Source organism: Paludibaculum fermentans (assembly GCF_051172195.1).
GTDB lineage: Bacteria > Acidobacteriota > Terriglobia > Bryobacterales > Bryobacteraceae > Paludibaculum > Paludibaculum fermentans_A.
Genome location: NZ_JBPJAQ010000002.1, coordinates 1,804,778 through 1,818,040, shown reverse-complemented (window position 1 = coordinate 1,818,040; position 13,263 = coordinate 1,804,778). Strand labels below are relative to the sequence as shown.

Below are 13,263 nucleotides of genomic sequence, written 5' to 3'. Positions count from 1 at the left end.
ACGAACAGCGATTCATCTGGAGTAGACCCTCACTTCAAAGACGGCAGCAGGGGCGCCATGCGTGGAGACGATCTCCAGTTGCAGCGCGCTGGTGGTCACAGCAGTATCAAACCTGATCGTGTTGCGCGTCTGATGGTTCTCCCTGCACTCATGCAACAGCGTGCCTTCGGCATCCAGCAAGCGGTAGCTGCGAACGCAGAACGGGATGTCACGCTCAGGGTGGCCCCAGAGCACGGACTCCAGCGGATGATCGAAGTCGGTATCGAAAGCGAGTTCAACGCGGCTGATCGTCTTCGACTCAGGCCAGGTGAAGGTGAGGCGTGGCGCGGGATCTGCCGGATCAGCCACCCAGGCATTGCTCTGGATCGTTGGACGAGCGATTCCGTTCGTGACGTTGCCTGCGCTGAACGGTGCCAACGGCGGTTCCACCCGCATTGCCAGATTCAATCCGCCGGGCCGCCGTGCCGGCAGCCAGAATTCGAAGGAGTCGATTCCGCTGTCCTCCGGAGGTTCCTGCCGCGTGCCTTTGGCTACGGCCGCGTTCATCGATTGCGTCAAGCTGAGGACGCCGGTCACGCGGGTCGAGGATAGCTGTACGGATACAGCGGGGTTTCGAAGCAATGTGTAGAACAGGTAGGCAGGCGCTTCGGTTTGTATATCAGGCGCGATGGTGACAGGCTGCGCTTCACCGGGCGCAAGCTCGATGGATTGCCGGAACAACTCAAGGTCCGGGGTGAAGTTGCCTGGACGTGCGCTGCAACGCAGTTCGACATCGAGAGTAGTGGCCGCGGAGACGTCCACGAAGTATGTGACCTTGGGAGCAGGGCCTGCCGCCACGGGCACCAGCATCGCTCGCGACAGTGCCAAGGTCGCGCTCTCTCCGCAGGGCTTCAGTTCATCCACCACGAAAGAACTGGTGGACGTGACCAGGGCGGACTGGGCCAGGTCATCCGGATCCTGCAACGCAACGCCCGGAATGTACTGGCCCGCCCGCAGCAGTTCACGCTGCAGCGCGGAGACTTCCACATCCGCGGGATTTACGCCCTTTCCCCGGCAGAGCACGGCAGCCATGCCGACAGCCTGCGCGGTGTGCGCACAGGTGGCCATCACCCGGGTTGATCCGAAGGCAACATGCGACACGCTGATGATCCGGCCGGCCAGGAACAGGTTCCGGATGTTGCGGGAGTAGAGGCAACGGTACGGGATCTGGTAGACGCCTTTGGAATGCCATTGCGTGCAGGGAGACAACGGGCTATAGACGCCATCTGCCGGATGCAGGTCCATGGCCCAGCCGCCGGCCGCGACCGCATCCGGGTGCGTGCGCTGTTCCACAAGATCCTGCTGCGTGAGAATGTAGTCGCCCTCAAAGCGCCGGCTCTCGCGCTTGCCGGGAATGGTGCCCACCCACTCCAGCGTCATGGTATCGGCCTCGGGGAACTGGCCGGAGTTCTTGATGTAGTCCCACGCGCCGTAGATGACGCGCCACAATTCCCACTTGATCTTTTCCGTCTCGTGGACCGTATCGAGACGTCCGCCGTACTCGAACCACCAGAAGCGGCAGCCGGAGTCGCTGGCCTTGATATCGCGGTAGCGCGGGATGGTTGTGATGTCCTTCAACGCGAAGGAGGGCGCGGTGTACTTGACCGGGCGGCCCGTATCCTTCGAGTAGAAGTACATGGAATGGCCCAGCAGTTCGCCGTAGCCTGCATCGGGTGCGAAGCCTTCTCCGAACTCAGACCGCGGTTCCGCGCCCATCCGGAAGGCGGCCCCCGAGAGGAAACCGGCAATCCCGTCCCCCGAGGCGTCGCAGAACAGCGGAGCTTTCACCACATAGGCCGTGCTGTTCTGGCTGCACCAGGCGCGCACGGCGGAGATTGTGTCGGCTGAAGACTTCTCCACTTCGTGAACGGCTGTATTCAGCAGCAGCGTGATGCCCGGCTCGCTGACCACTTTTTCCAGCAGAATGGTGTCCAGGATCAAGGCGTTGCCTTCAGGGTTGCGGTGCAGGTTCTCAATGAGGATCTCGTCGATGACACCGCCTTCCCGTGCCCAGCGGTTGTTGTTGCCCATGTGGGAGGTCGCCCCCAAGACCCACAGGCGCACCTCGCTGGAGGCATTGCCGCCCAGTACTGGACGATCCTGGATCAACGCTACGCGCAGACCGGCCCTGGCGGCGGTGATGGCCGCACAGGTTCCAGCCAGACCGCCGCCAATCACTGCTAGATCCGCATCCAGGGTGATGGTTAGTTCGATGCGCGTACCCGGTACGCCTTGATCGCGCTGCATGCTCAGTTGCCCTTTTCGTAGAAGCGCACGTATTCGTACTCGACCCGTCCCGGCAGCTTTGAATCATCGACGGCGTCGGTTTTCCCCAACTGGGAGGCAATCGAGGTCAACCAGATGCTCAGGTCGCTGTGCGGCATCTGTGTCAAGTCCACGGTCTGCACCAGTGCGCCATCCATGAAGTATTTCACCGATGCCTGGGTGTATTCACACCCGAAGACGTGAAAATCAGCGAGCGTGGAGACTGCCACCTTCTTGTGGCCGTGGCTGGTGTGCTGGCCCTGCCATTTGTGGGTTGTCGTGCCGTAGGAGGTCAGGTCGATGGAGTCATTCTCGATGACATCCAACTCGAGCGCTGTGGCCGTGGTGGCCGTGCTGCCTGAACCATCGTGACCCATCATCCAGAAGGAAGAGTGCCAGCCCTTTCCCGCCAGCACGCGGAAGCTGGTTTCGTAGTAGCCGAAGCGGAAGGTGGGTTTGGAGATCACGCCCGCGCCAGTGTAGTGCATCCCACCGGCTTCCTCCTTCTTCAGCAGTAGGACCAGCCGGCCCTTTTCCTGGATTACATTCTCCGGCCGCTGCGTGCTCCAATGCTTGGAATCGGTGCGATACACCCACTTCGAGCGGTCGACTGTTGAGCTTTTGAATTCATCGGACCATTTCAACTTGTAGCCTTCCGGCGGGGCCGCCCAGGCGCTCGCGGACAGCAGGCTGGAGATTAGCAGGAATGTAATCGAAAAGTATTTCATGGGAGAAGCGATTCTGTAGATGGAAAGGGGCAGGACCAAATGGGAGCACCCGTCTTCATACTGACGGGCTTTGAGGCGGAGTGAGCAGCTCATGGCGGCCTAGCAGTCCGCCTTCGCGGGGAGCGGAGGGCTTTCCACTCCCACAGCCCAACTCACGCCGGAAGGGGTTCGCCCGTGCGGGCGGTGTGCGCTCCGCGGGCGAGCCGTATGGCGGATGGAGGTCAAATCGGATTTCGACATGGATTCAGACCTCATGGTCCCGGTCGTCCAATAACATCCTTGACACTGACAGATGGCGAAAATTGATTCATCTGAGCAATGGACTAGGGGCGAGTAGTCATTTTGGACTATGTGCGCCGCACACCGCCAGGGCCGGCTAATCCACGTGAACAATGCCGCGCTGAATCGCGGCAATCACTGCTTGCGTACGATCTTCCACGCCCAACTTCTGCAGGATATGCGTGACGTGGATGCGAGCGGTGTTTTCCGAGATGCCCAGGGATTCGGCGACCACACGATTACTGGCGCCTTTTGCCAGCAGTCGCAGCACGTCCTGCTCCCTGTCTGTCAGTTCCGAACCGGGCATCCGCTCAGCCAGCAGGGCGCCCACCGATGACGGCAGATACCGTTTCCCGCGCGACACGGCCAGGATCGCCTGGATCAGCTCTTCCTTGCCCGTGTCCTTCGTCAGATACGCCATCGCTCCAGCTTGCAGGACGCGATGGACATCTTCGCTGCCTTCGTAATTCGTCAGGACGAGAATACGGGCCGCGGGATGCTTCTTGCGGATGATGCGGATGGCTTCAAAGCCCGATTGGCCCGGCAGGCGGAGATCCATGATCACGACATCCGGCTGGTGCAGATCGAACAAGTCCGCCGCTTCGTTGCCTCGCCCCGTCTCGGCGACGATCTCCATATCCGGACGCGGGTCGATGATCGTATGCAGCGCAAGACGCGCGATGGATTGATCTTCAACCAGCAAAATGCGGACGGCTTGATTCATTTCAGGGTGCCGGCGGTCGTCGTGGGAATCACCGCCTCTACGATCGTACCTTTTCCCGGTTCGCTGGTCAGCTTCAAACGGCCGCCAAACCGTTCCGCCCGTTCCGCCATCACCGCCAGCCCGAAATGGCCGCGGGAGAGGCCCATCACTTCATTGGGAACAAACCCCGCTCCATCGTCCTCGACGCGCACCTGAATCTCCTGTGGCCGGTAAGCCAGCTCGACAGTGATCCGCTGCGGACGCCCATGCCGCTTCGCGTTCGACACCGCCTCCTGGCAGATCCGCAGAACATTGCGCTCCAGTTCGTCCTTCAGCTTCACAGGTACACCCTGGGTCTGCACCGACACGGCCAGGGCGGAACCTCTTGCGATCTGCTCCAGCACCCCGTTGACAGCGCTCGCCAGCGTCTCCGAATCCAACCGGCTTTCCCGCAGATCCCAAATCACGCTACGCGCCTCGGCGCGATAGTGCTGCACCATCTTGAGCGCCAGTTCCACGGTGCTCTCAGCCTGTGCCGGCATCTCCTTCAAGCGGGAGAGAGTCTCCTCCAACTGCCACGCGATGGCTGCAAATCCGGCCAGCAGCGTGTCGTGCCATTCCCGGGCAATGCGATTCCGCTCAGCGAGCACGGCGGAGTAGCGCCCCCGGATGATATGGATCCGCCAGCGGTATAACGCCGAAGCAACACCGAGAGAGAACAGGAACAACAGCGCCGTGAACCAGCCCGTCTGGAAGAACCGCGGCGCTTGCTGCACAGCCAACTCGGCCGTCTGCGTACTCCATTCCCCGCCCGGCATGCGTGCTTGTACCAGAAACCGATAATTGCCGGGCGGAATGCGGCCATAGCGGGCTGATCGCAACTGCCCTGATTCGATCCATTCCGGATCGACTCCTTCCAGGCGGTAGCGAAAGCGGATCTTCTCGGCCCAGGCGAAGCGCAGCGCCGTGAAGTGGATTTCCAGGGGATGGGTTCCCGCATCCAGCCGTAGCGGACCGTCCGCCGGCACCACGTGTCCATCCCAGATCGACTCTTCAATGCGCGCCTGGGGTGGCGGAGTCCGCCCCATCCTGCGGCTGAGGGCGAGCACGAAACCGCGCGTCGTCGGGAACCAGGCGCCGCCATGCGGATCGGCCCATCCAGCCGGCTGGGAAACATGGTGGCACTCCGGCGTGCGCATGCCATCGTCCTGGTCGAATAGGGCGACCTCCAAATGCTTCCGGCGGCCCGCCAGCAGTTGCCCCATCTGTGCGGACTCGATGCGTAAAATGCCTTTCGCCGAGCTGGCCCACAAGCCTCCGGCTCCGTCATCCAGCAACCGGTAGAGCGGCGACCCGGGCAGCCCCTGCTGCGTTCCGATCACGAGTGGAACACCAGGAGCCAGGTGGTAGAGTGAACCACCCAGGGAAGTCGCCCAAATCCTGCCCTGTCCATCCTCTGTGATGGCAGAGACACCTTCGACAGGCACTCCGGCGACCGGAGTTGCGCCGGGTGCGGGGCCATCCGAGAGCACGCCGGGTCCCTTCGGGGTTCCATACCAGATGCGTCCCAGCGAATCCTCAAACAGACTCAGGATCTCTATCCCCGGAAGAAACGATGCCAGGGGCCGCGTGGCGTCGCCTCGCGGAAACAGGTACACCCCATTGTTCGATGTCGCCAGCCACAAGCGGCCCCGCCGGTCGAACAACATGGCACTGACAAGGTGATACGGCGACCCCGCCGGAGCGTAGTTCACATAGCGCTGCCCGTCAAAACCAAAGAGCCCTTCCCAATTGCCGATCCACGGGTGACCTGCGGGATCGATCGCCAGCGCGCGTACGGAACAGTACAAAGCCGGCACGGGGGTCGGCTGCGGTTCGAAACGGTTCTCCGCCAACCGGTACAAACCGCCGCGCCAGGTTCCAAACCACAGGTGTCCATCCGGCGCCTTCGCGACGGTGGTGGCATAGTTGCCGCCCAGCCCTTCCGACAGGCCGTAGGGCACGATGGGCGTATCCTTGCAACGCACCAGCCCGCCGCCGCGGGTCCCGATCCACAGATTCCCTTCCCCATCCTCATGCAAGGTGCGGATGAAGTCATCGGGCAAACCCTCGCGGGCCGACCAGGAATCCACCCGATCGCCGACGACGCGGAAGACACCCTGCCCCCAGGAGCCCACCCAGATCACTCCGTCCCGATCCTGCAGGATGCTGACCACGGGACCTGGCACTCCGGCCACGGCTGTGCTTGAGTTGCCGTTGATCCGAATCAGGCCCCGCGCCGTCCCGACCCACACCATCCCCGCGCGGTCCACTTCGACAGCCAGCGGCTCCCCAGAAGTCCGTGTGTCGAATGCCACTGGCGACACGGTATTGTTGCGGACGCGAAAGAGCCCGTCGAGTGTTACCGCCCAGACTCCGCCCTCGCTATCCTGCGTCAGCACGTTCCAGGCGGTCTCCGGCGGACGTGTCAGGCCGGACACCGCGCGAAATTGCCCGGCCTCCGAGCGTATTACGCCAGTTCGCGTACTGGCCCAGATCCGTCCGTCCCGATCTTCCAGCAGGGCAAAAACCGTCCCGCCGGCGTTGAACTTTGTCTGGACCTGCCCACCGCGGTACTCATAGATCCAGCCGTCGAAGGTGCCCACCCAGAGGCTGCCGTTCCTGGCGCTGATCAACGCACCAATCCAGCGCCGCGCCAGCCCCACGCCAGGCTGCGGATCATATGGAACGAACCGGACCCCATCAAACCGCGCCAGCCCTTCGTCCGTCCCCACCAGAAGGTAACCATCCGCGGAAGGTTCCACGCACATGACGTAGTTGCGCGGCAGTCCATCCTGCACCTGCCAGTTGCGCTTGTGGTACTGCGAGATGGCGCGCGCCGGATCCAGCGCCAAGGCGAGAGGGAGCAGACTCCACATCATCGCCAGACATCGCATGCCCCACTTCATGTTGAAATAGGCGCCGCCGCCCGCGCCCACACAATTCTCCCACCGGGACCGCGGCGCCGCCAAGCAAGCCGGATCAGGGCCGGTCGTTCCACCACCCCTGTGTCAGCAGCGGCTTCGACTGCGGCCAGACCTGGTCCAGGGTGTCGCCATTAAAGAGTTCAACATCCATTCGAAGGCAGCGCTCGCAACACTATTACTCGACGTCCGGCTCCCATGGGTGCCGCTTGCGGACATCGTCGATGACGAAACGGACACCCTGATTGTCGGACGGGTTCAGCCACAACATCCGGTCGAACACAGCCAGACTTTCGTCGAAACGTTTGAGTCTCCAGAGGCAAAGGCCGTATCCATTCAGGCAGCGCAGGAACGGGCGGTTGTCGATCAGGCCCCATGGCAGAACACCGTCGAAGCCGGCAGGCAGTGACAATTCGCCAATCCGGACGCCAACTTCATAGTTCCGGATAGCATCCTTCGGACGCGTATCGAAGGACAGATTGCCCAAGTGAGTGTGAGCATCCAGGCAGCGCAGGTCGGCGCGGCAAAGGCCCATCAGAATGTCACAAGCGCCTGAATAATCCCCGGCCTCCTTCAGATCGTTGGAATCGATGATCGGATCGCTGCATTCGTGGGGGTCTTCGCCCGGGATCACCTGCTCCATTTCGAACTGCGGTCTGCGGCCGCGCTTGATAATCTTCTTCGCCCAGGCTTCGACCGGCTCGCCAGGCTCGCCCCAGTACTCCTCCTTGGGATCCCAGTCACCGCAGGCTTCAATCCGAAGCGGCGTCAGCCCAAGAGCTTTCGCGTCCAACCGTGTCGACTTGATTTTGCCGGACAGGTACGGCTTGCTTCCGTAGGTCCATTGTTTGTGTGGTTCGATCGTCGCAATCTCGCCCGGCACAACCTGCCAGAGCCGGGCGGCACGCAGTGTGATCATTTCGCCGCTGTGCAGCATCCTGCACCGCGCAGCCCGGGCGGAGAGCGATAGGACGACAACGTCAATGTCGCCTGCGGGCATCTCGGCCCCTGGCGCCTCGGACTTTTGGGCGCGCTGTGGTCCCGGCGTCAACGGGGCAACCCCCATCCATTGCCGATACGCCGCGATGTAGCGATGACTGGAAGCATCGGCCAGAAGAATGTCGGCAGCGGCAACCACATGCCGGGCGTCATCTGGCCTGCGAATGGTGGCCGTGATTCCGCGCCGCGCGTTGCCGTCGTAATCGAACTTGGCCGCTTTCACCGATTCGCCAGCGAAGCTTGCGGCGCAAGGAACCTTCACATTCTCTTCGAGCGCATTCAGCAGCGCCCAAAGTTGCTCCTCATCGCCATGGGCATCTGTGAGAATCTTGTCCAGCAGCGCATCCAGTTCAGTGCTTCTTCTTTTGCTCATCGGGTTGTCCGATTCTGCCGTTGGCCATGGCAGCTCCAGAAATGAGAATGGCACGATTTGAGGAACTGGAGGACGATCGTACTGCCCGGCTGGTCTTCGTCGTATACCGCATCCCTATCAGGATCCGGCAAGGCCGCAGAACACCTCGCCTGCGGGCGCCGGCCCCGCCTGGAGAGCGTCCAGTGGTAGGTCATTCAACGGCCATCGCACTCGCACAAGCGCCCTCACGGCAGGCACCTGCTTGTTACGATATTCAGACTAGTCTGGGATCGGGCGCCATGAGATACATCGACGTCGAGTACAACCGCAAACTCAAACCCCTTCAGGCTCTCTTGTCCGATGTGAAGTATCCGGGCGAATTCTTCGTCGCTGGATCGCTGGAGATTCCGCTGCCACGAGTGGAAGTGAACGGCGTTGGTACTCTTTCGTTCCCGATACCCGATTCGCAAATCCAGGCGCTGGTGAGAGCGGCGACGCAGGCGCCTTACGGCCGCGGTGAGGAAACAATTGTGGATACCTCCGTGCGCAACGTCTGGCAGATCACTCCCAGCGGAGTTAAGATCAGCGGCAAGTCGTGGGCGGCGAACTTTGACCACATCCTCTCGAAGGTGACCGCTGGCCTCGGCTGCCAGAACGCGCTGGTCGCCGCGAAACTTTACAAGCTGCTGGTCTATGATCGCGGCGGATTCTTTCTGGCGCACCGCGACACCGAAAAGACTGCCGGAATGTTCGGGACCCTGGTGGTGACGCTGCCATCCCCGCATCGCGGTGGAGCCCTGCGCCTCCGTCACTCTGGTCGTGAAGTCACAGTCAAATCTGACGCTTCGGAGCCGTCTGAAATCTCCTTCGTCGCATTTTATGCTGACTGTGAACATGAGCTTCTCCCCGTGCGCCACGGCAACCGGGTTTGCCTCATCTACAATCTCCTCCAGCAGCGCACAAAGACCAGCCAGCACATTTTGAAGGTGCCCAACTACGAACATCACATTGCGGAAGCGGCAACCATCCTCGAAGAATTCTGGCTCTCGGCGGGATCGCCCCCAAAAATCGCGTGGCTCCTCGATCACCACTACAGCCCGGCCGGACTTTCCTTTTCGTTGCTGAAAGGCGCCGATGCGGGAAGAGCCCGAGTCCTCGCGCAAGCGGCTGCCCGAGCGCGATGTGTCGTGCATCTTGGGGTCGTCCACATCGGACAAACCGGTAGCGCCGAGGACGACGGCGGCTATCACGGCTTCCGGGGCGATGAAGAGCACGAAGAAAGCGAGGACGAAGACTCCACCGCGAGCATGGTCGACGACTCCTGGCAGTATGTGGATGAATGGCGTGACACTGGGGATCGCGCCGTGGACTTTGGCCGAATTCCGCTGACACCGGGCGAGTTGCTCCCGGCCGGTTCTCTCGACAAAGAACCTCCCGACGAGAAGCGTTTGACCGAAGCGTCTGGCAACGAAGGCGCTACCTACGAGTGGAGCTATCATCGCGCGGCGCTCGTAATCTGGCCGGCGAACCGAATGATGGACGTACTGCTCGAAGGTGGCGTGGCGGCCGCCGTACCGTACTTGCAACGGTTGGCGCAAACAGGCGAAAGGACTCGTACAGAGGCGATGGCAGCCGCGCAACGCGTCGTGGAAGCATGGTCTGCCGCTGACCTTCCGTCGAATCGCTATTCGATGGGCGCCATCGCATCGCCAGGGGCATCCGACCGGGCACGCATGATCTCGGCGCTCGTCGAACTCAATGCACCCCCACTGCTCGAACAGTTCGTTCGCGACGCCGTCATCTCCGCCTACAATGGCATCGAAAACGCAGCCTTGGTTGCTTCGACTCGCGTCCTCGGGAGCGCGAGGGCCGCCCGCATTCTATCGGCACTGGCAGACGCGCGAATGGGGGATCAACCGTGCGGGTGTGTCGAGTTGTTGCCCAAGCTTGCCGCGGAGCCGGTGCCATCTTTTGGGAAGATCGCCGCGGCGGTTGTCGCGGGCCTCGAGAGCATCCAGGTGCCGAAGAATCTCGAAACTGATGCCCTCTGGCAGTTACGCGCAATAACCGCCAAACTGGAGCCCAAACGAGATTTCGCGCCGGAATTCCTCAGGAATCTGTTTTCAGCGCTACGGCCTTTCAAGCAGCAGTTGTCCTACGCCGCCGCGGAGACAATCGGCTCACGTCCAGATGTCTTCGCGCCCACAACCCTGGTTGTTCCTTCAATCGGACGCCTGTTCGCTGAACGCGGTGATGATGACCGAGCCATCCAGCACTTATGGACGTGCGCCGCACAGTTCCTGCTGTTGCGCAGCGAGGTTCCTCCGCAGCCTCCGCCAGACTGGCGTCTCCAAGCGAAATTCCCCTGCCGCTGCGCCGACTGCCGCGAACTGCAGGCCTTTGTCCGCAACCCAACGGAGAAGGTGCATCGTTTTCGCGTCAACAAGGAACGCCGTAGGCACCTTCACCAAGTGATCGACCGGCACCGGCTCGACATGACGCACGTGACGGAACGCGTGGGTTCACCACAAACCCTGATCTGTACCAAGGACCGCCGGACATTCGACTCGCGGATGAAGGAATACCAGAGTGAGATCGCAGCCATGCAAAGGCTCGTAACGCTGGCGCCCCCAACGGCGACTGCTGGTGGCCTGTGTAAGCGTATGGAAGCAGCAGTGAAGGCGTCCGGCTGAAGCCACTACCACCAACCGGTTGGCGGATCCGAATCGACCAGTCGAAACGATCCCGCACGAAGTCCCACAAAACTAAAGAAGCCCTCCAAAGGAGGGCGTCTGAATCTTGAATTTATTGGTGCGGATGAGAGGACTTGAACCTCCACACCCTTGCGAGTACTAGAACCTGAATCTAGCGCGTCTGCCAATTCCGCCACATCCGCACGATGTGCTTACAACAGTCTTAGTATCTTCAACTCAGGCCATCCGTGTCAACCCCGCGGAGCACTTGCCGCACCGGTCGGCCACGACTGCCGGTGATTGCGCATTTCCAGAATCAAACTCATCACCAGGTTCTCGAGTTCGTCCCGAATCTGCCGGTGGAATGACTCTTTCTGCCCTACCGGATCCTTCACTTTCCAGTCCCTGGAACGCGTAATCGGCAGGCCCCGCAACGCGACTCCGGAAAGGTTCACAACCAGGTCCACGTCATGCAACTGCAGATCCATGACATCCTTGGGAAACTGATCGTCCATCTTGATCCCCTTTTCCAGCATGACCTTGCGGGTCACCTCGGGAATCATCGAGGCCGGACTCAGACCGGCGCTCTCCACTTCCAGCACGTCCGCCCCATAAGCCCGCGCAAATCCTTCCGCCATCTGGCTGCGGCAGGCGTTGCCGATACATACGAACAGGACTTTCATACGTCGCACGGGTAGTCTTCGTCTCCACTCAACTTCGCTGCGGACTAACCCAGTTTCGCAAGAAAGTGGCTGTGGATGCGTAAATCGTTACTGAGCTCAGGATGGAAAGTCGCGACCATGTGACGGCCGTAGTCCACCAGCACCGGATCGTTGAGATAGGTAGCCATCACAGTGCCTCCTTCGCCCACCCGCCGGATGATGGGCGCCCGGATGAAAACGGCCTCCAGCTCGGGATCGCCTTCCAGGCCATGACCGCTCAACTTGACCACCCGGCTATCCAACTGACGGCCATAGGCATTCCGCTCAATGGCCAGGTCGATCAGGTTCAGCGAGGCCTGAGACGGATTCATGACCTCGCTGGCCAGTAGAATTGCACCCGCACACGTCCCGAAGATCGGCTTGCTGGCCCCGAATTCACGCAGTGGTTCGAATAAGTCGTAGTAGCCCATCAGCTTGAGCATCGTCGTGCTCTCGCCGCCCGGGATCACCAGACCATCCACTCGCGCCAAATCCGCTTTGGTTCGAACTTCCAGCACTTCCGCGCCCGCGCGCCGCAGAGACGCGCCATGTGCCTCGAAGTCACCCTGCAGGGCCAGCACTCCAATCAGCATCGTGAAGGTTCCTCTTTCCTGTCGCCCGCCCGCTTACCAGCCGCGCGTCTGCATCAGGTCGCCTTCCGCCATCTGGCGGATATCCAGGCCCGGCATGGCGTCGCCCAGCTCTTCGCTGGCTTCCAGCACGGCGAGCGGCTCGTTGTAGTGGGTGTTGGCCTTCACAATCGCCTTGGCGCGCGTTTCCGGATCGGACGACTTGAAGATGCCGCTGCCGACAAACACCGCTTCGGCGCCCAACAGCCGGGCCAATGCCGCATCCGCCGGGGTCGCAATGCCGCCCGCCGAGAAGTTCGGCACCGGCAGCTTGCCATGGTCGTGGACATACTGGATGAGTTCGAGCGGAGCCTGGTGCTTCTTCGACTCGGCCACCAACTCCTCCTGCCCCAGCACCGTCAACTGCTTCATTTCCTTCACGATGGTGCGCATGTGGCGCACGGCCTCGACGATGTTGCCGCTGCCCGCTTCGCCCTTGGTGCGGATCATGGCCGCACCTTCGGCAATACGCCGCAGCGCCTCGCCCAGGTTGCGGCAGCCGCAGACAAAGGGCACTTTAAAGTCGCGTTTCCAAACGTGGTGCTCTTCATCGGCCGGGGTCAGCACTTCGCTCTCGTCGATGTAGTCGACTTCCAGGGCTTCCAAAACACGCGCTTCGGCGAAGTGGCCGATGCGAACCTTGGCCATTACGGGAATGCTGGTGTTGGCCATGATTTCGCGGATCTTGCTGATCGCCGCCATGCGCGCCACACCGCCCTCTTTGCGGATGTCTGAAGGGACGCGCTCCAGCGCCATCACCGCGCAAGCGCCGGCCTTTTCGGCGATTTCGGCCTGCTTGGCGTCCGTCACGTCCATGATCACGCCACCCTTGAGCATTTCGGCCAGACCGACTTTCACGCGGAAAGCTTCGTCGAGATACATCATGTTAAGGTCTCCTTCCAAGACTCTGTG

9 protein-coding genes and 1 tRNA gene are annotated in these 13,263 nt (G+C 61.5%); 1 reads left to right on the top strand and 9 read right to left on the bottom strand.

The genetic code is table 11. The annotated features are described in order from the left end of the window. Positions 1 to 12 precede the first annotated feature (12 nt). The 5 genes from ACR9Y2_RS33825 to ACR9Y2_RS33805 form a co-directional block, all read right to left on the bottom strand. Complete coding sequence (locus ACR9Y2_RS33825; RefSeq protein WP_435046298.1) at positions 13 to 2,286, bottom strand: FAD-dependent oxidoreductase; 2,274 nt, start codon at positions 2,284 to 2,286, stop codon at positions 13 to 15. Positions 2,287 to 2,288: 2 nt separating this feature from the next. Next, positions 2,289 to 3,032: a glycoside hydrolase family 16 protein gene (locus ACR9Y2_RS33820; RefSeq protein WP_435046297.1), complete on the bottom strand. Its 744-nt coding sequence runs from the start codon at positions 3,030 to 3,032 to the stop codon at positions 2,289 to 2,291. Between the two features lie 376 nt (positions 3,033 to 3,408). Beyond that, entirely contained in the window at positions 3,409 to 4,035 is a 627-nt protein-coding gene (locus ACR9Y2_RS33815; RefSeq protein WP_435046296.1) for a response regulator, read from the bottom strand. Beyond that, positions 4,032 to 6,992, bottom strand: a complete 2,961-nt coding sequence (locus tag ACR9Y2_RS33810) for a two-component regulator propeller domain-containing protein (RefSeq protein WP_435046295.1) — start codon at positions 6,990 to 6,992, stop codon at positions 4,032 to 4,034. The genes ACR9Y2_RS33815 and ACR9Y2_RS33810 overlap by 4 nt, the downstream gene beginning before the upstream one ends. Positions 6,993 to 7,155: 163 nt before the next feature. Further along, entirely contained in the window at positions 7,156 to 8,349 is a 1,194-nt protein-coding gene (locus ACR9Y2_RS33805; protein WP_435046294.1) for a cytoplasmic protein, read from the bottom strand. A 398-nt stretch (positions 8,350 to 8,747) separates the two neighbouring features. On the opposite strand from ACR9Y2_RS33805, the gene ACR9Y2_RS33800 reads away from it, so the two are divergent. Further along, complete coding sequence (locus ACR9Y2_RS33800; RefSeq protein ID WP_435046293.1) at positions 8,748 to 11,021, top strand: 2OG-Fe(II) oxygenase; 2,274 nt, start codon at positions 8,748 to 8,750, stop codon at positions 11,019 to 11,021. A gap of 116 nt (positions 11,022 to 11,137) precedes the next feature. Here ACR9Y2_RS33800 and ACR9Y2_RS33795 read toward each other — a convergent pair. The 4 genes from ACR9Y2_RS33795 to pdxS form a co-directional block, all read right to left on the bottom strand. Continuing rightward, positions 11,138 to 11,224 (bottom strand) — tRNA-Leu (locus tag ACR9Y2_RS33795). Between the two features lie 48 nt (positions 11,225 to 11,272). Continuing rightward, entirely contained in the window at positions 11,273 to 11,704 is a 432-nt protein-coding gene (locus ACR9Y2_RS33790) for an arsenate reductase ArsC (RefSeq protein WP_435046357.1), read from the bottom strand. 44 nt (positions 11,705 to 11,748) lie between these two features. Further along, a complete protein-coding gene (gene pdxT / locus ACR9Y2_RS33785) occupies positions 11,749 to 12,315 on the bottom strand; it encodes a pyridoxal 5'-phosphate synthase glutaminase subunit PdxT (RefSeq protein WP_435046292.1) in 567 nt (188 codons plus the stop codon). A gap of 33 nt (positions 12,316 to 12,348) precedes the next feature. Then, a complete protein-coding gene (gene pdxS, locus ACR9Y2_RS33780) occupies positions 12,349 to 13,236 on the bottom strand; it encodes a pyridoxal 5'-phosphate synthase lyase subunit PdxS (RefSeq protein ID WP_435046291.1) in 888 nt (295 codons plus the stop codon). Positions 13,237 to 13,263 lie beyond the last annotated feature (27 nt).

What these genes read in the sequence shown, in the direction of transcription:
- ACR9Y2_RS33815 (WP_435046296.1), bottom strand. Translation starts at nt 4,035, where the DNA reads ATGAATCAAGCCGTCCGCATTTTGCTGGTTGAAGATCAATCCATCGCG.
- ACR9Y2_RS33825 (WP_435046298.1), bottom strand. Translation starts at nt 2,286, where the DNA reads ATGCAGCGCGATCAAGGCGTACCGGGTACGCGCATCGAACTAACCATC.
- pdxS (WP_435046291.1), bottom strand. Translation starts at nt 13,236, where the DNA reads ATGATGTATCTCGACGAAGCTTTCCGCGTGAAAGTCGGTCTGGCCGAA.
- ACR9Y2_RS33820 (WP_435046297.1), bottom strand. Translation starts at nt 3,032, where the DNA reads ATGAAATACTTTTCGATTACATTCCTGCTAATCTCCAGCCTGCTGTCC.
- ACR9Y2_RS33805 (WP_435046294.1), bottom strand. Translation starts at nt 8,349, where the DNA reads ATGAGCAAAAGAAGAAGCACTGAACTGGATGCGCTGCTGGACAAGATT.
- ACR9Y2_RS33790 (WP_435046357.1), bottom strand. Translation starts at nt 11,704, where the DNA reads ATGAAAGTCCTGTTCGTATGTATCGGCAACGCCTGCCGCAGCCAGATG.
- pdxT (WP_435046292.1), bottom strand. Translation starts at nt 12,315, where the DNA reads ATGCTGATTGGAGTGCTGGCCCTGCAGGGTGACTTCGAGGCACATGGC.